The organism is Clostridium sp. OM02-18AC, assembly GCF_003481825.1.
Taxonomy (GTDB): Bacteria; Bacillota; Clostridia; order Lachnospirales; family Lachnospiraceae; genus Brotaphodocola.
Map to the genome: position 1 here is coordinate 1 of NZ_QULW01000029.1, position 21,995 is coordinate 21,995.

Annotated in this window: 20 protein-coding genes; 18 read left to right on the top strand and 2 right to left on the bottom strand. The window is 49.1% G+C overall.

The genetic code is table 11. From position 1 onward, the window contains the following. Positions 1-317: 317 nt before the first annotated feature. From arcC to DXB18_RS15615, 8 genes are all read left to right on the top strand, one after another. Positions 318-1,259, top strand: coding sequence for a carbamate kinase (gene arcC, locus DXB18_RS15580; RefSeq protein ID WP_118708838.1), 942 nt, complete (start codon positions 318-320; stop codon positions 1,257-1,259). 169 nt (positions 1,260-1,428) lie between these two features. Next, on the top strand, positions 1,429-2,844 hold the full coding sequence (gene hydA / locus DXB18_RS15585) for a dihydropyrimidinase (protein WP_118708840.1): 1,416 nt from the start codon (positions 1,429-1,431) through the stop codon (positions 2,842-2,844). An 89-nt stretch (positions 2,845-2,933) separates the two neighbouring features. Beyond that, positions 2,934-4,100, top strand: a complete 1,167-nt coding sequence (locus tag DXB18_RS15590; protein ID WP_118708842.1) for a M20 family metallopeptidase — start codon at positions 2,934-2,936, stop codon at positions 4,098-4,100. Between the two features lie 73 nt (positions 4,101-4,173). Beyond that, positions 4,174-5,208, top strand: a complete 1,035-nt coding sequence (gene selD / locus DXB18_RS15595; protein WP_118708844.1) for a selenide, water dikinase SelD — start codon at positions 4,174-4,176, stop codon at positions 5,206-5,208. 56 nt (positions 5,209-5,264) lie between these two features. Continuing rightward, positions 5,265-5,873, top strand: a complete 609-nt coding sequence (gene yedF, locus DXB18_RS15600) for a sulfurtransferase-like selenium metabolism protein YedF (RefSeq protein WP_118544302.1) — start codon at positions 5,265-5,267, stop codon at positions 5,871-5,873. Next, entirely contained in the window at positions 5,870-7,015 is a 1,146-nt protein-coding gene (locus DXB18_RS15605; protein ID WP_118544301.1) for an aminotransferase class V-fold PLP-dependent enzyme, read from the top strand. Before yedF ends, DXB18_RS15605 begins: the two co-directional genes overlap by 4 nt. Position 7,016: 1 nt before the next feature. After that, a complete protein-coding gene (locus DXB18_RS15610) occupies positions 7,017-7,253 on the top strand; it encodes a DUF3343 domain-containing protein (RefSeq protein WP_118544300.1) in 237 nt (78 codons plus the stop codon). Between the two features lie 112 nt (positions 7,254-7,365). Beyond that, positions 7,366-8,715, top strand: coding sequence for a CapA family protein (locus DXB18_RS15615; protein ID WP_347560909.1), 1,350 nt, complete (start codon positions 7,366-7,368; stop codon positions 8,713-8,715). Here the strand turns inward: DXB18_RS15615 and DXB18_RS15620 are convergent. After that, positions 8,646-9,659 carry a TIGR01212 family radical SAM protein gene (locus DXB18_RS15620; protein ID WP_118708846.1) on the bottom strand — a complete coding sequence of 338 codons (1,014 nt, stop codon included), beginning with the start codon at positions 9,657-9,659 and terminating at the stop codon, positions 8,646-8,648. The two genes, DXB18_RS15615 and DXB18_RS15620, sit on opposite strands and share 70 nt — an antisense overlap. Before the next feature lie 400 nt (positions 9,660-10,059). Here DXB18_RS15620 and DXB18_RS15625 point away from each other — a divergent pair, with 400 nt between their 5' ends. The 8 genes from DXB18_RS15625 (at position 10,060) to DXB18_RS15660 (ending at position 19,738) form a co-directional block, all read left to right on the top strand. Beyond that, the gene (locus DXB18_RS15625; RefSeq protein ID WP_118708848.1) at positions 10,060-11,349 is read left to right on the top strand and encodes a galactokinase family protein; all 1,290 of its coding nucleotides are present in this window, start codon (positions 10,060-10,062) and stop codon (positions 11,347-11,349) included. A 301-nt stretch (positions 11,350-11,650) separates the two neighbouring features. Then, positions 11,651-13,309: a metallophosphoesterase gene (locus DXB18_RS15630; protein ID WP_118708850.1), complete on the top strand. Its 1,659-nt coding sequence runs from the start codon at positions 11,651-11,653 to the stop codon at positions 13,307-13,309. A 154-nt stretch (positions 13,310-13,463) separates the two neighbouring features. After that, positions 13,464-14,333: a YitT family protein gene (locus DXB18_RS15635; protein WP_118544296.1), complete on the top strand. Its 870-nt coding sequence runs from the start codon at positions 13,464-13,466 to the stop codon at positions 14,331-14,333. A gap of 204 nt (positions 14,334-14,537) precedes the next feature. After that, positions 14,538-15,341 carry an ABC transporter permease gene (locus DXB18_RS15640; RefSeq protein ID WP_182430613.1) on the top strand — a complete coding sequence of 268 codons (804 nt, stop codon included), beginning with the start codon at positions 14,538-14,540 and terminating at the stop codon, positions 15,339-15,341. A gap of 73 nt (positions 15,342-15,414) precedes the next feature. Further along, positions 15,415-16,392: a DNA/RNA non-specific endonuclease gene (locus tag DXB18_RS15645; RefSeq protein WP_118708852.1), complete on the top strand. Its 978-nt coding sequence runs from the start codon at positions 15,415-15,417 to the stop codon at positions 16,390-16,392. A 74-nt stretch (positions 16,393-16,466) separates the two neighbouring features. Beyond that, a complete protein-coding gene (locus tag DXB18_RS15650; RefSeq protein WP_118708854.1) occupies positions 16,467-16,979 on the top strand; it encodes an isochorismatase family cysteine hydrolase in 513 nt (170 codons plus the stop codon). A gap of 338 nt (positions 16,980-17,317) precedes the next feature. Next, positions 17,318-18,355, top strand: a complete 1,038-nt coding sequence (locus tag DXB18_RS15655; protein ID WP_207665801.1) for an alpha/beta hydrolase — start codon at positions 17,318-17,320, stop codon at positions 18,353-18,355. Positions 18,356-18,358: 3 nt separating this feature from the next. Continuing rightward, complete coding sequence (locus DXB18_RS15660; RefSeq protein ID WP_118708856.1) at positions 18,359-19,738, top strand: Na+/H+ antiporter NhaC family protein; 1,380 nt, start codon at positions 18,359-18,361, stop codon at positions 19,736-19,738. Here the strand turns inward: DXB18_RS15660 and DXB18_RS15665 are convergent. Then, a complete protein-coding gene (locus tag DXB18_RS15665) occupies positions 19,722-20,669 on the bottom strand; it encodes a LysR family transcriptional regulator (RefSeq protein WP_118708858.1) in 948 nt (315 codons plus the stop codon). The two genes, DXB18_RS15660 and DXB18_RS15665, sit on opposite strands and share 17 nt — an antisense overlap. Positions 20,670-20,823: 154 nt before the next feature. On the opposite strand from DXB18_RS15665, the gene DXB18_RS15670 reads away from it, so the two are divergent. Next, the gene (locus tag DXB18_RS15670) at positions 20,824-21,321 is read left to right on the top strand and encodes a hypothetical protein (protein WP_147355253.1); all 498 of its coding nucleotides are present in this window, start codon (positions 20,824-20,826) and stop codon (positions 21,319-21,321) included. Positions 21,322-21,347: 26 nt separating this feature from the next. Beyond that, entirely contained in the window at positions 21,348-21,914 is a 567-nt protein-coding gene (locus DXB18_RS15675; protein ID WP_207665802.1) for a hypothetical protein, read from the top strand. Positions 21,915-21,995: the final 81 nt, after the last annotated feature.

Sequence of the window (21,995 nt, forward strand, 5' to 3'; positions counted from 1 at the left end):
CTGCTTGCAAAACAGCAGTGCCCGCAGGAGACTCTTGCAAAGCTGGCTGAGAAAGCAACCGAGAGACATATGGCTTAATCTGCCAACACGGCAGTACCGTAACCGGTAAGGTGACCGGTTATGTTACATCAGTAAATTGGGTACACCCCCTTTTTATACAACAACTTGCTCTGTCAGCGGATGCGCCACTGGCGTCTCCCTGACATGCGATGCAGCAAAAGCGGTGGCAGTCCTTAAACGGGCTGCCATCACTGCTTTGAAAATGAACAATAAGAAATATAGTCCGTAGGAGAAGGCGGACTTCAGGAGATCATGTTATGGGAAAAAGAATTGTAATCGCTCTGGGCGGCAATGCATTGGGGAATAACCTGCCGGAGCAGATGATCGCAGTAAAGAAAACAGCTTCCGCAATCGTAGATCTGATCGAGGCTGGAAATGAAGTGGTAATTGCACATGGAAACGGACCGCAGGTTGGCATGATCCAGAATGCCATGTCCGAGCTGACCCGTTCCAATCCGGAAAAATATATTCCGTGCCCGCTGTCTGTATGTGTGGCTATGAGCCAGGGCTACATCGGTTATGACCTTCAGAATGCGCTGCGCGAGGAAATGTTAGACCGCGGTATCACCACGGGCTGCACCACCATCCTGACCCAGGTAGAGGTCGATGCAAAGGATCCGGCATTCGAGAACCCGACCAAGCCGATCGGTGCATTTATGACCAAGGAAGAGGCTGACAAGATGGTTGCAGAGCAGGGCTACAAGGTTGTAGAGGATGCAGGACGCGGCTACCGCCGTGTGGTTGCTTCCCCGAAGCCACAGTCTATCATCGAGATTGACACCATCCGCAATCTGGTAGAAAATGATTATGTAGTTGTTGCCTGCGGCGGCGGCGGTATCCCGGTATTCGTAACCGAGGGCCATCACTTAAAGGGTGCTGCAGCAGTCATCGATAAAGACTTTGCAGCAGAGAAGCTGGCAGAGCAGTTAAATGCAGACTGCCTGATCATCTTAACCGCAGTGGAGAAGGTTGCCGTTCATTTCGGCAAACCGGATCAGGAGTGGCTGTCTGAGCTGACTCCGGAGACTGCACAGAAGTATATCGAGGCTGGTGAGTTTGCACCGGGCTCCATGCTTCCGAAGGTACAGGCTGCTGTCGCATTTGCAGAGTCTGCACCGGGACGCGAGTCTCTTATTACCCTGCTTGAAAAAGCAAAAGATGGTATCAACGGTCTGACCGGTACCAGAATTCACCAGTAAATAACACAGATACAATATGCAAAGCAATCAGCGGACGCGCCACTGGCGCCTCCTCGATATGCAAAGCAACAAAATAACCGCAGGAGTGGTCTGTCCGCTCTTGCGGTTAAAGTTGCATACAGGGGTAAAACCAAAATATTTTCGCACAGAAATAGGAGTGAAGAAAACGATGAAAACGATAGTGAAGAACGGAATGCTCTGCACCGAGAGCGGTGTCTATGAAGCAGATATTCTGATCGAAAACGGCGTGATCCGTGAAATCGGGACTGGTCTTGCGGAACATGAGAGCAAACTGGGTTCGGCAGATGCAGAGATTGAAATCGTTGATGCATCTGGAAAGTATGTCTTACCGGGAGCGGTAGACATCCATACCCACATGGATCTGGATGTGGGGATCGCCCGCGTCATTGACGATTTTTACACTGGAACCATTGCAGCTGCCTGCGGCGGCACCACCTCCATTGTGGATCACATGGCATTCGGACCAAAGGACTGCAGCCTGTGGCATCAGGTCAGGGAATATCATAAGCTGGCAGACGGCAACGCCGTGGTAGACTATGGTTTCCACGGAGTGTTCCAGCATGTAAATCCGCAGGTACTGGAAGAGATGGGCGAGATTGCAGAGAAAGAGGGCATCACCAGTTTTAAGGTCTACATGACCTATGGCTACGGACTGAATGATAAAGAACTGATGCAGATTTTAACCCAGGCGAAAAAAGATGGCATTCTGATCGCTTCCCATTGTGAGAATGACGGTATGGTGAACTATTACCGGGAAAAATTTGTGAAGGAGGGGCATACCCAGCCGCGCTACCAGCCGCTCAGCCGTCCGGCCGAGACTGAGGCTGAGGCCGTGAACCGTTTCCTGTATCTGGCAGAATCAGCAGGGGAAGCACCGGTTTATGTTGTACATTTATCCAGCAAACAGGGACTCATGGAAGTGCGCCGTGCGAGAAGACGCGGACAGAAGCATTTCGGCGTGGAAACCTGTCCGCAGTATCTGTTTCTGACAGATGACCGCTACGCAGATGATCAGGAGGGCTTAAAGGCGATCATGGCACCGCCGCTTCGAAAGAAAGAGGATAATGCGGCGCTCTGGCAGGCGCTGGAGGATGGGGAACTGGATGCAGTTGCGACTGACCACTGCCCATTTACCTTTGCCAAACAAAAGCAGCAGGGCGCGAAAGACTTTACCCAGTGCCCGAGCGGAGCTCCGGGTGTGGAGGAACGTCTGCCGCTGATGTTTTCTGAGGCAGTAAAGGGAGAACACCTGACAATCCCGCAGTTGGTGCATTACCTTTGCACCAATCCGGCGAGAATCGCAGGCCTGTATCCAAAGAAGGGTACCATCCAGGCAGGTTCCGATGCAGACCTGGTACTCATCGATCCGAAAAAAGAGTGGACCATTACCACGGAGAAGATGCACGGCAACGCAGACTACACCTGCTATGAGGGCAGGAAAGTGACTGGTTCAATCGAGAAGGTATTCCTGCGTGGCCAAGAGATCGTTTCGGATGGCACTTTTACCGGAACACGCGGGGAAGGACAGTATCTGAAGCGGGGAACGAGCTCTCTGGCAGAATAAGGTAAAACTAGAAGATCTGGTCCGGAGCTTTGGAAAAGCCCCGGAGACGGATACAGCCCGCAAAAAGCGGAAAGAAAGGAAGTACAGACATGCAGAATACGGATGCAGTGGCATGGACGAAGAAATTAGTCGGTATTGAGAGCACAAATCCGGGAAAAGAAGAGCATGAGATCGCCGGATTTTTGGAGCAGGAGATCAAGGCAGCACTCCCGGAGTGCGGAGAACTGAAAAAGGATTACACGAAGGATGGACGTCCGGTCCTGATGGCGGTCCTTCCGGGAGAAACAAAGGAAGAACTGGTGTTTATCTGTCACATGGATACCGTTCCGGTCGCCGGTGGCTGGACAAAGAATCCACTGGGAGAGGATGGGGAAGATGGCCGTTTCTTTGGCCGTGGTTCCTGCGATATGAAATCCGGCCTGGCGTCTGCCCTTTGTGCATTTCTGGAGGCAGCAGCGCAGAGGAAGGACACCGGCAAAGTTCCGGAGCGTACCTTAAAGTGGATCGGAACCTGTGATGAAGAAGGGGACATGACCGGTGCGGAGCGTGTCATCGAGCTTGGCTGGGTGACGAAAGACAGCCTGGTAATGGATACCGAGCCGACAGACGGTGAGATCCAGACTGCCCACAAGGGACGATACTGGTTTGAAGTCACCATGCATGGAAAGGCGGCTCATGCAAGCCGTCCGGAGCAGGGCATGGATGCGATCGCCGGAATGGCATATCTGCTGGCTTCTGCCCGCAATCGGATGAAGGAATTAAAGGAAGACCCGTTCCTGGGAAAATCCACGATCGTGTTCGGCGAGATCCAGGGCGGCGTCCATCCGTACCAGGTTCCGGCAGAATGTAAGGTGTCTGTGGATATGCGTGTGGTTCCGCCTTATCACATCGGGGATGTGAAGGCACTTCTGGAAGCTGCCGCAGAGGATGCGGCAAAGGAAATCCCGGGATTACAGGCAGAAATAAAAGTTACCGGAAACCGCCCGCCGATCGCACATCATGAAGATGCAAAGCTGCTGGCATGTCTCAAGGCAGCCGTAGAAGCAGCAACCGGAAAAGCACCGGTGGTTTCTGCATTTCCGGGTTACACCGATACGGCGGTCATTGCCGGAATGACCGGAAACTGTAACTGCCTTTCTTACGGACCTGGCACCCTTGCTATGGCACACAAGGCCGATGAGTACGTGGATGAGGCAGATATCCGCCGGTGCCAGAAAGTGTATGAAGTGTTGGTGGAACGCTGGCTGTGGGCGTAAGGAAAAGTCAGTGGACAGATAAATATCCATGTGCTATCATGAGATTTATAAAATTCCGGAAAGGAGGCATGGCATGGCAGGAGGTTTATTTTGCAGCAGCGGCGGCTGTACGGCGAAGCTTGGACCGGATATTCTGGAGCGGGTATTGAGCCGGATCGAGCGCGGCGCACCGGATAAAAACCTGCTGGTCGGGTTTGACAGCAGCGATGACGCTGCCATTTACCGCGTCAGCGATGACGTGGCTGTGGTGCAGACCCTGGATTTCTTTCCGCCAATGCTGGAAGATCCGTATGTGTTTGGCCAGATCGCGGCCACAAATGCGCTGAGCGATGTGTACGCCATGGGAGGCGAGGTCATCAGTGCTTTAAACATTGTATGTTTCCCGCAGGATGAGGACTTAAATGTGCTCGGAGAGATCATGCGGGGCGGTTCGGAGAAAGTGGTGGAGGCCGGAGCTGTGCTCTGCGGCGGACATTCCATCAACGACAAGGATGTGAAGTATGGACTTTCCGTCAACGGTGTCGTACATCCGGACCGGATCTATAAAAATAATGGCGGACAGGCAGGCGATGTGCTGATCCTGACGAAAAAGCTGGGTGTCGGGATCATGAATACCGCAAACCGCGTGGGAGTGGCATCAAAAGAAGCCATGGCAGAGGCGATAGCTTCCATGACTACGCTGAACAAATATGCGGCGGCCATTTCCAAACGGTATACGGTACATGCCTGTACGGATGTGACCGGATTCAGCTTTTTGGGTCATCTGCATGAAATGCTGGACAAGCGTCTGTGGGCTGTGGTGGACACGTTGAGTATTCCGTATATCAAAGAGGCATACACCCATGCGGAAAACTTTATGATCACGGCTGCCGGGCAGCGAAACCGCAATCATGTAGGCTCGTTTGTGGACTTTAAGGGTGTTCCGTTCCCGTTAGAAGAAATTTTATTTGACCCGCAGACTTCCGGCGGGCTGCTGTTTTCAGTGCCGCAGGAGGAAGGAAAAGCGCTCTTACAGGAATTAAAAGAGGCTGGACTTCCGGCACAGATCGTGGGAAGAATGATCCAGCCGGGAGATGCCGGATTTCAGAAGGAGATCACGGTGCTATAGGAAGCAGGCAGGATGGAAAGCAGCATGAACGATAACAGAAGGAGAGGAAGAAAACGATGACAACTGTAGATGCAAGAGGCGATGTTTGCCCGATTCCGTTAATGAAAGCGAAAGAGGCAATCAAAAATTTAAATGGTGCAGGTGATGTAGAGGTTCTCGTAGATAACGAGATCGCGGTACAGAACCTGGAGAAGATGGCTGGTCAGATGGGATATGGCGCAGAGTCCTCCAAAACGGAAGAGAAAACCTGGAAGGTGGTCCTTCATGTGAGCGGTCAGGAGAAATCTGCCGAAGAGATCCCGGCAGACAGCTGTCTGGTACCGGCTAAGAAAAAAACAGTAGTTGCCGTGACTGCAGATCATATGGGCGAGGGCAATGAAGAGCTTGGTAAGGTCCTCATCAAAGGATTTTTATTTGCCCAGACCCAGCTTGAGACTCTGCCGGATACGATTTTATTCTACAACGGCGGTGCAAAGCTGACCTGCGAAGGCTCCGATTCCATCGAAGATTTGAAGAAGCTGGAAGCAGCAGGCGTGCAGATTCTGACCTGCGGTACCTGCTTAAACTACTATGGACTGACCGAAAAATTACAGGTTGGCGGTGTCACCAACATGTATGTGATCGCACAGACCATGGCAGAAGCTGACCTGGTTGTACGGCCATGATCTATCTGGACAATGCGGCCACCTCTCTGCACAAGCCGGAGACGGTGGCCGATGCCGTTTATAAGGTCCTGGTTTCCGGCAGTGTCGGCAATGCAGCGCGGGGAAGCAATGAGGCATCTTTGCAGGCACTGCGTCTGGCCGTGGAGACGAGAAGCCGCCTGGGAGAACTGTTTGGGTATCCGCATCCGAACCAGGTGGCATTTTCCATGAATGCAACGGACAGTCTGAACATGGCCATCCAGGGGTTGTTTGAGCCGGGAGACCATGTGATCACGACGCAGATGGAGCATAATTCCGTGCTGCGTCCTCTGTACCGGAAAGAAAAAGAGGGCGTGGAGCTGACCATCGTTCCCTGTGATGAACGGGGGCGGCTGTGCCTGGATGTTTTGCAGGGAAGTATCCGGCCGGATACCAAAGCATTGGTCTGTACCCATGCCTCGAATCTGACCGGCAATGTGAACGACCTGGAAAAGCTTGGCTCACTTTGCCATGAAAATGGCACTTTATTTGTGGTGGACGCAGCCCAGAGTGCAGGTCTTCTTCCGATTGATATGGAGCGGATGCAGATCGATGTGCTGTGTTTTTCCGGTCATAAGGGACTTTTAGGACCCCAGGGAATGGGCGGGATCTGTGTGCGGGAAGGCGTGAAACTGAAACCGTTTCGTGTGGGCGGCACGGGAATCCGCACGTTTGACAAAGAACAGCCGGATGAGATGCCAACACTCCTGGAAGCAGGAACGCTGAACATGCCTGGGATCGCAGGTCTTCTGGCTGGAGTGGAATACGTTCTGGAGAAGGGAACCGATGCCATCTTCAGGCAGGCAGATGCGTATGCGCGTGCCTTTTATGAGGGAGTGCGGAATCTGCCGGGGATTCAGGTTTACGGAGATTTTGAGGCTGCACTCCGGACTCCGGTCGTGACGCTGAACCTGAAAGATTATGATTCTGCCGCAGTTGCCGATGAGCTGATGCAGCGGTTTGATATAGCAGTCCGCTCCGGCGGTCATTGTGCGCCGCTCATGCATAAAGCACTCAAAACCGGAAAGCAGGGCGCGGTGCGCTTCAGCTTTTCCCATTTTAATACCATGGAAGAAGTACAGGAGGCCGTAAAAGCCATGCGGATCCTGGCCTGGGAGGGATAAGATGCTGAAAAAAGAACTTCATCTGATCATTACGTTTCGCGACACGGTCATGGCCATCCGCATGGAGAAAGCCATGAAGGAAGCAGGACTTCCGGGCCGGATCATTCCGCTTCCCAGTGCCATTTCCGCTGGCTGCGGACTGTGTTTCATGGCGCCTTTGGAGGCGAGAGAAGCCCTGCAGCAGGAAATGGAAAAACAGGAGATTACATGGGAACTGATCACGGAACTGATGCTCTGATTCCGTGCTTCACGGGAAATTGCATCCTGAGAAATAAAAATGCTCCGCGAAGATGCGCATTTTTATCTCATTTTCTTGTGAATGAGGCTGTAAAGTGGATTGGAGAATAAATATGACGGACAAAATGTGGAAAAACTGGTATGTGCAGCCCACAAAGCCGGAAAAAAGACGGAAAAATTACCGGGGCGGTGTGCTGGTGGCAGCATTGCTGCTGCTACTATCCCTGCCGGGGTGTGGCTATGGATCCTATGAGAAGATCACGACTGCACAGACAGCCGAAAACGGTGCCGGGCAGAGTGAAAACAGAAAAGAAGAAGCCGGGACAGAAAAAGATTCCGGTGAGAATACGGCAGCGGAGATTGTGCTGGAGACAGAAGCAGCTGATGCCGGAGCGGCAAGGGGAGAAAATCCGGACGGGGCCCAGGCGAACAATCCGGGCGGGGATCAGGAAAGAAATCCGGGGGAACTTCCGGAAAATCTGGTCGGAAAAGCTGCCGAATTTTCAGAAGACTCTGGCGCTTCCATGTCGATTCTCTTTTCTGGTGACGTGCTTTTGTCAGACCATGTGCTGAATGCCTACAGCCGGGCAGGCGGAATTTCCGGTGTCCTGGACCAGAATTACCGGAATGCAATCCAGTCCGTCGATTATTTTGCAGTCAATGAGGAGTTTCCGTTCAGCAGCCGCGGAACGCAGGCAGCAGACAAGCAGTATACCTTCCGTCTGGCACCGGAAAAGGTTTCCCTGTTTCAGGAAATGGGAATCGATGCCGTGACACTGGCCAATAACCATGCACTGGATTATGGGGTAGATGCACTTCTTGATACTTGTGAGGTACTGGATGGTGCCGGGATTTTGCATACCGGCGCCGGAAAAGACCTGAATGCGGCGAAACAGCCGGTTGTGTTTGAGAAGAATGGACAGAAGGTGGCGCTGATTGGAGCCACCCGCGTCATCCCGGAAGCTGGCTGGGCGGCCACGAACGGGCATCCGGGCATGCTGTCCTCTTATGAGGTTTCGGTAGAGCCTTTGCTCCAGCAGATCGCGAGCTGCCATGCAGATGGAGAAAAGGTGGTGGTCCTGATCCACTGGGGCATCGAGCGCGATGAAAAGCCGCAGGAATACCAGCGGGCGCTGGCGAAGCGCTACATCGATGCCGGGGCAGACCTGGTGATCGGAAGCCATCCGCATGTGCTGCAGGGCATCGAGTATTATAAAGGGAAACCAATCTTTTACAGTCTTGGAAACTTTGTGTTTGGCAGTTCCATCCCGAAAACCATGCTGGTGCAGGCGGAGTTTCAGGGAGAAAACCTAAGTCTTCGCTTGCTTCCGGGAACCTCATCGGGCGGCTATACCCGCATGCTGACGGATTCCGGGGAAATGACACAGTTTTATCAATACTTAGAAAGCATATCGTTTGGCGTATCGATCGGGGCGGACGGCGCAGTCAGCGCACAGCCCTGAGTGATCCCGCGTTCTTTGAAGCGTCTGGTGAGCGAATTGAGCACCAGGCGCTTATTTGCGCTCCAGAGCGGCGCAATCAGGAGATTTTTCGGTCCGTCCCCGGTGATCCGGTGGATGACAAGCTCCGGCGGCAGCAGGGCGATGCAGTCGATGACCAGATTCAGATATTCATCCAGATCCATGACAGGAAATGGATGCTGTTCATAGACAGTGGCAAGATCCGTTCCCTTTAATACATGGAGAAGCTGCAGTTTGATGCCCTGAATGTCTTGTCCGGCGAGATAGCGGGCTGTCTGCAGCATCTGTTCCCGGCTCTCACCGGGCAGACCCAAAATGACATGGACGATGGTTTCCAGGTTCTCTGCCCTCAGTCTTTTCAGAGCATCGGTGAAGGTGGAGAGCGGGTAGCCGCGGCGGATGAAACGGGCGGTATCCTCATGGATTGTCTGCAGGCCGAGCTCCAGCCAGACCGGCTTTTCCTGGTTTAAACGGGCACACAGCTTTACGACCTCATCCGACAGACAGTCCGGTCGCGTGCCGATGGAAAGCGCGACCACCTTCGGATGGCGGATGGCAGCGGTAAAGAGTGCTTCCAGATAGGAAAGCGGGGCATAGGTGTTGGTGTAGGACTGAAAATAGGCAATGTAGGCGTCTGGCGCCGTTCCCATCTTATTTTTGATGCGCAGGATGGCAGATTCGATCTGTGCGTTTACGGCGGAAGCTATGGAGAATTCTAAAAATCCGGAGGCTTCTGAAAATGCAAGCGGCGCGGCAAAATCGCCGGATCCGCCTTCGCTGCAGAAAATGCAGCCGCGCGTGCCGAGCGTTCCGTCCCGGTTGGGGCAGGTCATATGGCCATCTAAGGCAATTTTGTAAACCTTTTGGCCGAAGCGGGACTTCATCTCAAAGTCCAGGGAGTGGTAGGGTTTGCCGTTCCAGTTCATGGGTGAGGTATGTTTCCTTTCGCAGTGATTCTTTCGCAACTGTTCGGTAGCTTCACAGTTACGTTCTTTTTTCACTCATATAGATAGTATAGCATAACGGATTCTTTTTGTCTGCGCAATGCGTGGAGCGGATTCTTTTTGCAAAAAGTTGCTGCCGCATGCGCAACGCATAAACGGCAGCGTAAAAAAACACAGATATGTAAAAGAATATTGTATTGCCGGAAAAACAAGCGCTGTGCTATACTGAAAACAAGGTGGCTGTACAGCTTACCCGGTGCATACATTGGGCAGGCAGTCAGAAATCAAAAGAGAGGGGCAAAAAGGCCAGAAAGCCAAAAGGGAAGAAAGCCAAAAGCCAAAAGGCGAGAAAGCAAAAGCCATGAAATATGGAGGGGTTAAGATGAACGCAGCAAAAACATTGGAATTGTTACAGTCAGAAGCAGCCAGAGTCCGCATGACCGAATTATACGGAGCCGGACACGTGGACGAGAATATCAGCCGTTATGAGGAGCTGGTGAAAAAATTTCAGGAAAGTTTTGGAGAGAAGGATATCCTGATGTTCAGTTCACCGGGAAGAACGGAGATCAGCGGCAACCATACCGACCACAACCATGGCAAGGTTCTGGCCGGAAGCATCAACTTAGACTGTGTGGGAATCGCAGCAAAGAATGACTCCAGCAAGGTCAACATCATCAGCGAAACCTTCAACCAGAAATTTACCATCGATTTAAATGAGCTGCAGCCGAGTGCCAAGAAGGCCGGAACCATCGATCTGGTAAAGGGGCTGTTAAAGGGCTTCCAGCAGTCGGGCTATGAAGTGGGCGGTTTTGATGCGTACATTACCAGCAATGTCATCAGTTCTGCCGGTGTGAGCTCTTCTGCATCATTTGAAATGCTTCTTTGCTCGATGTTAAACCGTTTCTTCAACGATGGACGCATGAATACCGTAGCTTATGCCCACATCGGAAAGTATGCGGAAAATGTGTACTGGGATAAGACCTCCGGCCTGTTAGACCAGATGGCATGCGCCGTGGGCGGCCTGATCACCATCGATTTCTTAGAGCCGGCTGAGCCGAAGGTCGAGCAGATCGATTTCGATTTTGCATCCCAGAACCACAGCCTCATCATCGTGCAGACCGGAAAAGGCCATGCAGATTTAAGTGCGGATTATTCCTCTGTACCGAATGAAATGAAGAAGGTAGCCCAGTTCTTTGGCAAGGAAGTCTGCGCGGAAGTGACGGAGCAGCAGGTGATCGACAACATCCAGGAGGTCCGTGCTTTTGCCGGAGACCGTTCCGTGATGCGTGCTCTTCATTTCTTTGAGGAGAACAAGCGCGTTGAGGCAGAGGTATCAGCCTTGAAGGAGGGACGTTTTGAGGACTTCTTAACCAACATTACCGCATCCGGAAACTCTTCCTGGAAGTGGCTGCAGAACTGCTACACGACAGCCAGCGTGCAGGAGCAGGGAATCTCCATTGCGCTGGCTCTGACAGAACTGTTCATCGCGGAAAAACAGCGCGGTGCATGCCGCATTCACGGCGGCGGTTTTGCAGGTGTCATCATGGCGATGCTGCCAAATGATATCGTGGACGAGTACATCGACTACATTGAGCATGCCATGGGCGCAGGCAGTGCATACCGCATGAGCATCCGTCCTTACGGCGCAATCTGCGTGAATGATATTATTTAATGCAAACGTTTGTTGCTGGGCACGCATGCGTGAACAGTAACAAACGTTTCGGATTGTTTGCGTATGTGAACAGTAACAAACTTTCTTTTTTCGTCAATCTGTGATATGATGGCGGGCGGTAGTGATGCCGTCCGCCATTTTTTGCCTGGCATATCGAGGAGGCGCTAGTGGCGCGTCCGCTGATTACGAGGCAATATTCAGAGCACATGCGTATCTGCTGTGACGACAGGCGATTGCCAGAATGATTGTTTCTACGGAAATTCCGGCATCACTCCAGACGGAAAGAGGATAAGACCAGAATATGAAGCATTACAAAAGAATCACAGCCCTGATCTACGGGGCACTCCTTTTGATCTGTATTGGAATCGTGTGGTTCCTTGGTGCGTTAAATAAACAGGGAAGCAGTTCACCGCAGGATAAAACAGGGCAGGAAAGCAGTGCGCAGGCCGGAGCAGATCAGGGAAAAGAAGAATCAAACAGTGACAAGAACAACGGTACGTCCGGACAGCAGAACGGATTGGATGAAACAAAAGAGGGGACAGAACGTTCAGAGAGCGGCACCGGAGAGTATGACCAGGAGTCCGAAGAAGCGCGTCAGGCCCGCCTGGAGAAAGAACGCCAGAAGTGGCTGGCGGAATACCGGCGGCAGCGGCGCAGGCACCGGAAACCATCTGGGGAGAGAGCGGAAACGGAAGAGGAGAAACCTTACGAGCCGCCGACCCTGATGCTGGCTTCGGACCTTCATTATATGAGTTCCACTACCCATGATGATGGAAAAGCGTTTTGGAGCATGGTGGAGCATGACGATGGAAAGATTGACCAGTACAGCGAAGAAATGCTGGATACGCTGGTGGAGACAGCAATCGAGAATCACCCCACGGCACTGGCTCTGACCGGGGATATTACCTTGAACGGGGAGCGCATCAACCATGAGCTTCTTGCAAAGAAGCTTCAGAAGGTGCAGGATGCCGGGATTCCGGTCGTGGTGATCCCGGGAAATCACGACATCCAGAATAAAAATGCTTCGACTTATTTTGGAGATAAGCGGGAGAAAGCAGAATATCTGGAGAGCGGAAAGGATTTTTATGATATCTATCATGAGTTTGGCTATGACCAGTCTCCGAACCGCGATGAGGCATCGTTAAGCTATGTGTACCCGTTAGATCCGTCCCACTGGCTGTTGATGATGGATTCCTGCATCTACGATGACGGGAACCATGTGGAGGGCCGCATCAGCGATGCGACATTGGGGTGGATGGAAACCCATCTGCGGGTGGCGAAGGAGCATGGCATTCAGGTAATTGTGCTGGCGCACCACAACCTGCTTCAGGAAAGCCGACTGTTCACAACCCAGTGTGAGATGGAAAACGGGCCGGAGGTGACGGCGCTGCTGGAAAAGTACCAGGTGCCGCTTTATATCAGCGGTCATCTGCATGTGCAGCGCATCCGGGAGCATGTGACCGGACCGGGACTGGAAGAAACGCAGGATGGCATTCATGAGATCGTGTTAAGTCCGTATTCCTTCCCGGGCAACCAGTATGGCATGCTGAGCTGGGATCTTCAGGATAACATGACCTTTGAGACCCGCAAGGCCGATGTGGCTGCATGGGCGAAAGCAAACGGATCGGAGAATCCGGAACTGCTGAATTTTGCAGATTGGTCTTTGCAGTATGCAAAATCCGTGATCCAGGAACAGGTAAAGCAGACCATCACCATGGTGCCGGATGACTTAAAGGCAGAGATGGCATCGATGTATGCCGACCTTTATTTCCCGTACTGTCTGGGCGAGGCGGTGCCGTGGAACGATGCGAAAACAACCAAAGCATACACGCTGTGGCAGCGGGTCGATCCGAAGGGAAAGAAATTTAAGGAAATGCAGAGCATGGCGGAAGACAGCCGGACGCCTAGACAAAGCTGGACGGGCGGCGGCCGGCAGCAGACAGGGCAGGATGGATCGTGATGTGTCTTTCCAGAAAAGACAGACGCACACTACAGCCTGACAAAAGAAAAACAAGAAAATAGCACAATAGAAATGCTGTAATAAAGCCAATAAGAATAGTGTTTGTTTTTTGAATAGGAACGAGTTATAGTCTCTCTGGCAGAGGGGGAACATTATGGCTACACAGAACATCGAAGATCCGGTCAAACGCAAGATCGTGGAATACGCACTGATCACGGTGAGCATCTGGATCATGGTTGTGGGAATTTACTTTTTCAAATTTCCAAATAACTTTTCATTTGGCGGTGTTACCGGCTTTTCGTCCGTCGTCAGCAGACTGACCGGAATGAATGCCAGTGACTTTACCTTTATTGTAAACACCGGTCTTCTGGTATTGGGATTTTTGTTTTTAGGAACCGATGTGGGCATTAAAACGGTTTATTCCAGTATGCTCATGTCCTTTAGTTTAAGTGCGCTGGATCGCTTTATGCCGATGACAGGAACCATTACCGACCAGCCGATGCTGGAGCTGATCTTTGCAATCTTCCTTCCGGCGATCGGATCTGCAATCCTGTTTAACATTGGCGCTTCCAGCGGTGGAACGGACATCATCGCCATGATCTTAAAGGCACATTCCAGCATGAACATCGGAACCGCACTTTTGGTGGTAGACCTTACTTCCGTTTTGATGTCTTTCTTTGTATTTGGACCGACTACAGGTCTGTATTCATCCCTGGGTCTGATGGCGAAATCCCTGGTGATTGACGGAGTCATCGAGAATATCAATCTCTGCAAGTGTTTTAATATCATCTGCGATCATCCGGACCCGATCTGTGACTTTATCATAGAAGATTTAAACCGCAGTGCCACCGTTTACAAGGCACAGGGGGCGTTTTCCCATCACAGCAAGACCGTCATCATGACAACCATGAAACGCAGCCAGGCGGTACGCCTGCGTAACTATATCAAAAAAGTTGAGCCGACCGCATTTATCCTGATCTCCAACTCCAGCGAGATCATTGGTAAGGGATTTTTGAGTAACTAAGGTTTGGAAACATGTCAAAAACGTAAAGAAAAAGATGGAAAAGCCATCGCAGCTTTCTGGAAGGAAAGCTACGGTGGCTTTTGTGCTGCATGGCATAGGAAGGCAGTATCGGCGGCACATTGGATGCTCCGTGTCCATGCATGCGTGCCCAGCAACACATCTTTGACATACTATAATATGGAAGACAACACTGGAGGATGGAAAATGTCCGATCAAAGCGCACAGTCTCAGTCCATGATCCGGTTTCAGGAAGCATATATGGAACAGGAAAAACTGCATAAGAGAAAGGTAAGAATCATAAGAAGTATGCTCCTTGTTTTATTTCTTGCCCTCTGGGAACTCTGTACCAGACTGGATATGATCGATGATTTCATATTCAGTTCCCCTTCCAGGGTTCTTTTTTGTTTTTGGAAGATGGTGCGGGACGGGAGTATCTTTTCCCACATCGGAATTACATTATTTGAAACCGTGTTAAGCTTTTTGATCGTTACGGTGGTTGGAATCCTGGCGGCGGTGCTTTTATGGTCCAGCCGGAGTGCATCGGAAATTCTGGAACCATATCTGGTCATGTTAAACAGCCTGCCAAAATCGGCCCTGGCCCCAATGCTGATCGTCTGGATGGGAAGCCATGTGCACACCATTGTGGCGGCATCGGTATCCGTTGCCGTGTTTGGCTCAATCCTGACGCTGCACACCGGTTTTTCCTCGATGGATCCGGATCAGATCCGTCTGATCTACGCCCTTGGCGGCAGCAAAAAGGATGTGCTATTGAAAGTATTGCTGCCAGGGTCCGTGCCGCTGATCTTGAGCAATATGAAGGTGAATGTGGGCTTATGCCTGGTTGGTGTGATCATCGGAGAATTCCTGGCAGCAAGGAGAGGTCTGGGGTATCTGATCATTTATGGCAGCCAGGTATTCCAGCTGGACTGCGTAGTTCTTTCGATTGTACTGCTTTGCCTGTTTTCGGCATTGTTTTATAAGCTGATCGCGCGGCGGGAAAAATCTTGATTTGCGTTTTTTCTTTCTCTGCCTGGCAAATGGTAGTATAATAAAAGAAAAAGTGCTTGGAGAGGTGCTGAATATGAGAAAACTGAATATGTGGTTATGGGGACTTTTGTCTGCTGTATCATTGGGGGTATCAGCTTGTGCTCAGGTACCACAGCAGGAAACAGCGGCTGTTGTGTCTACAGAGTCGCATGTTGCAGACCGTGTCTTGGCTGGAACATCGGCATTTGACCTGGCAGCAGTACCGGCTTATTCTGGTCAGCCATATATCGTTGTTCACGACAATGAACCGTATTTTGCGGATACGGATCTGACCGAAGATTCTTTCGAGACTTACAGTGATCTGGATTCACTCGGAAGATGTGGGACTGCATACGCATCTGTCGGAACAGATTTGATGCCGACACAGGAACGCGGAGCAATCGGGCAAGTGAAACCGTCAGGCTGGCATACCATTAAATATGATAATGTAGACGGAAAATATCTCTATAATCGTTGTCATCTGATTGGTTATCAGCTTACAGCGGAGAATGCCAATGAGAAGAATCTGATTACAGGTACCAGATATTTAAACGTTCAGGGAATGCTGCCTTTCGAAAATATGGCAGCAGACTATATCAAAGAAACCGGAAACCATGTTTTGTATCGTGTGACACCAATTTTTGAAGGAAACAATCTGCTGGCTTCTGGTGTGCTAATGGAGGCAGAGTCTGTAGAGGATAAAGGTGCTGGAGTTCTTTTCTGCGTGTATGTTTACAATGTGCAGCCTGGAATCGAGATTGATTATACAACAGGCGATAGTTCTGATTTCCAAGGTGAATCAACAAAAGAGCAGGTCACGCAAACTGCATCGTCAGAGCAGAACAGTACAGAAACCGTAGAAACTGCAAAGATCACAGAAACCTATATCCTCAATACCAATACGAAGAAATTTCATCGTCCCTCTTGCTCATCCGTGAAACAGATGAAGGAAAGTAATAAAAAAGCTTTATCTGAGAGCAGGGATGCAATTATTGCTGCCGGGTATGATCCGTGTAAGAAATGCAATCCATAGAGGGCAGAATGAGTGCGCAGATAAAAACAGAATACAGAAAAAGAAATTAAAGTACTTGGGGAGGAAAAAGCGCTATGAGCAAAGTGTTAATCGTAGTAGATATGCAGAATGATTTTGTGACCGGTTCCCTCGGCAGCAAAGAGGCCAGAGAAATTGTTCCGAATGTAAAAAATAAAATTAAACAGTATGCAGATCGTGGAGACCGGATTATCTTTACACGGGATACACACGGAGAAAATTATCTGGATACCCCTGAAGGCAAAAAACTTCCGGTGAAACATTGTCTTCAGGGTACAGAGGGGTGGCAGATTGTACCGGGACTCGAAACAGAACATTGTGAATACGTCGATAAACCGACTTTCGGCTGGATGCATTGGGATGACTTTGGAACTCAGGATGAGATTGAACTGATTGGTGTCTGCACGGATATCTGTGTGGTATCCAATGCACTGATCCTGAAAGCAAAATATCCGGAGGCTGTGATATCGGTGGATGCAAGCTGCTGCGCAGGGGTGACACCGGAAAAACACAAGGCAGCACTGGAAACAATGAGAAGCTGCCAGATTGATGTGAATGGAGAGGACTGAGTACTGTGATTTTTTTCGAAAATACCGCAGACGGAGGCAACATCAGTGTTTACTTTGGGTATTCTGACGGAAGTGCAGTAATTAAGCATTAGTAGAGGCAGAGCATTATGTGGTAAGGAAAACAGAAAACAGATAGAGAGCCATGCACGCTGCTGAATGATTTCAGTATGGGTGCATGGCTCTTTTTGTTAGACAGCGCGAAATGTTATGAGCGCTTGGAGAAATAATACAATAGGCAAATGCTATATCAGTATCTTCTTTTGATATTTTCCACACACTCAGACTTGCATTATAGTAAATACAAGGACGCGTCAATAAAGAAAAAGGAGATAAGGTATATGCAAGTGAAGATTCCTCTGATCAATCAGAGTCATATAAAAGAACGAGGAATTTTTTATGTAGGTGGTAAAAAAACAGGAGACGGTGAAAATCAGTATTACTGTAATCAGATGTATGTAGAAGTTTATATACCGGTGGAAAAGAAACATCCATATCCGATCATCATGTTCCATGGGGCTGGTCAGACCAATGTCAATTGGCTGATTACACCGGATGGCCGCATGGGCTGGTCAGATTATTTTGTGGCTCATGGATATGAGGTATATTTGGCAGAGCAGCCAGCCAGAGGACGTTCTGCATGGCATCCGGATGTGAATGGAAAGACGATGCACCATTCCATCGAATCCTTAAAACGATTTACTTCTGATCAGGGAAAATGGCCGCAATCGAAGAAACATACCCAGTGGCCGGAAGGGGAAGAAGCTTTGGAGCAGTTTCTCAGTTCTCAGGTGGAATATCTTCCAAGCAATAAGGATTCTCAGAAGCTGGTGCTGGAGGCAGGAAGAGAATTATTAAAGATCACTGGACCAGCTATTTTGATGACCCATTCCCAGGCCGGACCGTTTGGATGGCTGTTAGCCGATGATCAGCCGGAACTGGTGAAGGGAATTGTGGCGCTGGAGCCATCCGGACCGCCATTTTCCAATGATATTACAAATGCTACTGTAAAAAAATATGGAATTGCAGATCTTCCCATGCATTTTGATCCGCCGGTAGCAGACAAAAATGAATTAAGCGTGGAACTTTTGAAGGCTCCGGAAGAAGATCTCAATGACGGATGGGTGATGAAAGCACCGTATCACAAACTTCCTGCATTGCAGGGAATTCCGATTCTTTTGATGGTCAGCGAATCCTCATATCATGCGGGTTACGATCATTTGACATCCAAAGTACTGGAACAGGCTGGCGTGGCACATGATTTTGTACGTCTGGAGAATATCGGGATTCATGGAAATGGACATATGATGATGCTGGAGAAGAACAATCTGGAAATCGCAAAATGGATTGCCGGATGGTTAGAGAAGAGAGGGGAATAACCGATGAAAGAAAAAAAGAAATTTCAAGTGCCTCATTCTATGGCGATTATTGTTGCAGCTATGGTGTTAGCTTCGTTGTTAACATACCTGATCCCGGGTGGAAACTTTGAGCGTGTTGTCAATGACGCTGGAAAGACCGTAGTTGTACCGGGAAGTTTTAATTACGTAGAACAGACGCCGGTTAATCCGCTCACAATCCTGGATTATGTATTCCCAGGATTACAGAGTGCCGGTTCCATTATTTATGCACTTCTTTGTGCTGGTGGTGGACTTGGAATTGTGCTGGCAACCGGAATGTTTCAGGGAGCAGCATGTACCTTTAGTAAAAAGGCGAAAGGAAAAGAGTGGGTGGTTGTTGCCATTTTAATGACCTTATTTGCTCTTTTATGTATTCCGATCAACTTAAATTATTTTATTCCATTTGCACCTCTTGGAATCATTGTGGCAACTGCAATGGGTTATGATGCCATGGTTGGTATTTCTATCATTATGCTGGGTGGTGCCGTCGGTTTTTCCTGTGGTGCCATGAACTTATCCAATACCGGAACAGCTCAGGCAATCGCAGAATTGCCGGTATTTTCCGGAATGGGATATCGTCTTTTTTGTATGATCCCATTTTTGATTGTCAGTATTATTTATATTGTAGTTTACGGAAATAAAGTAAAAGCAGATCCGAAGAAAAGCTATATTTACGGGAACAAAGTAGATTTTGGCGATTTTGATCCAGACAATCTGCCTGCATTTGAAAAACGTCATATCCCGGTAGCAATTGTGGTTGTAATCGCACTTTTGTATATGATTTATGTGGCAATCTTTTCCGACTTATCTTTCCACAGTTCTGCAACCATCTTTTTGTATATGGGCTTATTAGCAGGAATTGCTTATCGGATGCCGGTCAATGAAATGTGCAAACAGTTCTGCAATGGCGTAAAAGGAATGGCACCTACTGGAATTTTAATCGGTTTTGCCTATGCAATTTCTGGAATTTTATCTGCAGGAAATGTTATGGATACCGTAGTAAATACCATGGCAAATGGTCTGGCATATGTTCCGTCAATTTTCCAAGCTCCAGTGATGTTCTTAATGCATATCGTAGTGAATCTGTTCGTTACTTCCGGAAGTGGACAGGCTGCAGTTACGATGCCAATCTTTATCCCGGTAGCCGATCTGGTAGGTATGTCCAGACAGACTGCAGTTCTTGCATTCAACTTTGGTGATGGATTCTGTAACTTCATCCTTCCTCATGCAGCAGCAACTATGGGATTTGTAGGCTGTGCCAATATTCCATTTACCAAGTGGTTCAGTTTCATCATCAAATTATTTGCGATGTGGGTACTGATTGGTATTGTATTGCTGATGGCTGCTACTATGATCCATTATTAGAATAATGCTTCTCCAGGCATTTCAGAAAAGTTGAAACGGTAACTGGAAGGTAGTCAGACTGATAATAGCATACCGTAGAAATCCAGCAGGCATGGTAAGCCGGATCGATCAGAAAAACCTGAAGATCCTTAAAATCATCCAGCTGTTTTTTGAGATAATGTTCCGGTAAAATGACAGCACCAACGCCTTGGGCGGCGAGTTCCAATGCACTTGGAAAACTATAAGTCGTCAGGGCGGTTGGTGGGAAGAACCCGGCCTGCTCAAAAACGAAATCACAAATATGGCGGATTCGCTGCCGCTCACTGAAGCGGATGAGCGGAACGTGTTTTAACACTTCCAGTGGAAGAATCGGGAGTGTCTGATCCTGGGATTCCGATAAAAAACCATACTTGGAATGAAGGGCAATACAGAAGGATTCCTTCAACAATGGTTTTTCCACCAATTTTTTTGAGGTCAACCTGGTTTTCGATGGGTATTCTTTCGGATACTGATGAGAGAGGATCAGATCCAGCTTTCCCTGGCTGAGCAATTGTTCCAGCTCAGAAGTTTTCTGTTCCGCGAGACGGACATCGACGAATGGATAATTTTTCCGGTATTCCGGCAGAATCGGAGTTAAAATTAATAATGTATTATACCAGGAGGCACCGACATTCAGGATGCCTCCATTCATTTTATTACGGTCTGAAAGCTGGTTCAGAAAATTATCCCAGAGGGTTAACATCTGGCAGGCAGTCTCATAGTATAATTCACCTTCCGGAGTCAGAAAAAATCCATTTTTCTGGCGATGAAACAGGGAACAGTTCAGCGAACGTTCAATCCGCTGAAGACTTTGCGTTAATGATGGCTGTGCAATACATAGTTTTTGGGCGGCATGGGTAATATTGTGTTCTTCTGCAATGGTTTTGATATATAAAAGCTCACGATCAGTCAATCTAAAAGATCCTTTCTTTCGTATAAAATAGATAATCTGATTTTATCATTCCGAAACAGAAAAAGCAAATTCCCGTTATCAGCATCTTATCCTTTCACTGCCTGGCAAACGGTAGTATACATAGAAGAAATAAAGTACTGGGGAGAAATGGGATTTGAAAGACGAGATCATCATAGATAATAGGATATCAAGCGCTCTTTTGGCTGCATATACCGGTGTATTTTTGATCGATCTGGTGCAGGATTGCTATATTCCTGCGAAAAGAGCGGACAAGGTCTTCCATTTGATCAAAGAAATCGATTCTGCCAAAGAAGCGATGGAAACTGCGATGCGAAAGACGGTTCAGCCAGAATATTTGGAGAAGATGCTGGCGTTTACCAATCTGGATACGTTATCTGATCGGATGCAGAAGGAGCATTGTATTGATCAGGAGTATAAGGGCATTATTTCCGGCTGGGTGAGAGGAAGCTTTATTGAGGTGGAACGGAATTCAGACGGAACCGTACAAAAGGTTTTATATACGTACCGTCTGATCGATGAAAATCGAAGACAGGAGATAGAAGAGCAGAAAAATCTGGAATTGCAAAATGATATTGAGGCAATCCGAAGCAGAAATAAAGAACCGGAACCGGGACTTTGGAGTATGAAATAAGTATATTGGATGGTTTTGTCGTGAATATGGATGAGAAGCACGCAACCTATGATGTGCTTTGCAAGGTCATTGAAAAAGCAGAGGCTGTCAAGAATAAGGCTCTGCTGGAAAATGAAATCATTTCTTCGGTGAGCAAGCTGTATTTTGCAATTTTCCGGATCGATCTTCTTCATGATTTTTACGAAGAAGTTTCCAGCGACAATTCGATTCACCTGGTGACCGGTCATTCCGGCAAGGCCCAGGAGAAAATGAACGAACTGTGCCATAAATTTGTAGCACCGGAATACTGTAAGGCAGTGAAAAAGTTCTTTGATCTTTCTACCGTAGCGAGGAGGCTGGCAAATACCGAAACGATTGAGATGGAGTACCATGCCGCAGATGGAAACTGGCATGAGGCACGTTTCATCGAAAAAAAGCGGGATGAGTATGGTCAGCTGACCCATATACTTTATGTGACCAGGATCGTGAGTGAGGAAAAGCGGCAGGAACTGGAAAAGGAGCGGCTTCAGATCGCCTATAAAGCTGCGGAAAGCGCGAATGAGGCGAAGACGACCTTCCTTTTAATATGTCGCATGATATCCGGACACCCATGAATGCCATTTTAGGATAACAAGTGGGAATCCTCGGTTATTCAATTGCCGAGATGAAAGCGTCTGAAACGCAAGCAAAATCGA

Coding starts and splice junctions, on each gene's coding strand:
- arcC (WP_118708838.1), top strand. CDS start 318: ATGGGAAAAAGAATTGTAATCGCTCTGGGCGGCAATGCATTGGGGAAT.
- hydA (WP_118708840.1), top strand. CDS start 1,429: ATGAAAACGATAGTGAAGAACGGAATGCTCTGCACCGAGAGCGGTGTC.
- DXB18_RS15590 (WP_118708842.1), top strand. CDS start 2,934: ATGCAGAATACGGATGCAGTGGCATGGACGAAGAAATTAGTCGGTATT.
- selD (WP_118708844.1), top strand. CDS start 4,174: ATGGCAGGAGGTTTATTTTGCAGCAGCGGCGGCTGTACGGCGAAGCTT.
- yedF (WP_118544302.1), top strand. CDS start 5,265: ATGACAACTGTAGATGCAAGAGGCGATGTTTGCCCGATTCCGTTAATG.
- DXB18_RS15605 (WP_118544301.1), top strand. CDS start 5,870: ATGATCTATCTGGACAATGCGGCCACCTCTCTGCACAAGCCGGAGACG.
- DXB18_RS15610 (WP_118544300.1), top strand. CDS start 7,017: ATGCTGAAAAAAGAACTTCATCTGATCATTACGTTTCGCGACACGGTC.
- DXB18_RS15615 (WP_347560909.1), top strand. CDS start 7,366: ATGACGGACAAAATGTGGAAAAACTGGTATGTGCAGCCCACAAAGCCG.
- DXB18_RS15620 (WP_118708846.1), bottom strand. CDS start 9,659: ATGAACTGGAACGGCAAACCCTACCACTCCCTGGACTTTGAGATGAAG.
- DXB18_RS15625 (WP_118708848.1), top strand. CDS start 10,060: ATGAACGCAGCAAAAACATTGGAATTGTTACAGTCAGAAGCAGCCAGA.
- DXB18_RS15630 (WP_118708850.1), top strand. CDS start 11,651: ATGAAGCATTACAAAAGAATCACAGCCCTGATCTACGGGGCACTCCTT.
- DXB18_RS15635 (WP_118544296.1), top strand. CDS start 13,464: ATGGCTACACAGAACATCGAAGATCCGGTCAAACGCAAGATCGTGGAA.
- DXB18_RS15640 (WP_182430613.1), top strand. CDS start 14,538: ATGTCCGATCAAAGCGCACAGTCTCAGTCCATGATCCGGTTTCAGGAA.
- DXB18_RS15645 (WP_118708852.1), top strand. CDS start 15,415: ATGAGAAAACTGAATATGTGGTTATGGGGACTTTTGTCTGCTGTATCA.
- DXB18_RS15650 (WP_118708854.1), top strand. CDS start 16,467: ATGAGCAAAGTGTTAATCGTAGTAGATATGCAGAATGATTTTGTGACC.
- DXB18_RS15655 (WP_207665801.1), top strand. CDS start 17,318: ATGCAAGTGAAGATTCCTCTGATCAATCAGAGTCATATAAAAGAACGA.
- DXB18_RS15660 (WP_118708856.1), top strand. CDS start 18,359: ATGAAAGAAAAAAAGAAATTTCAAGTGCCTCATTCTATGGCGATTATT.
- DXB18_RS15675 (WP_207665802.1), top strand. CDS start 21,348: ATGGATGAGAAGCACGCAACCTATGATGTGCTTTGCAAGGTCATTGAA.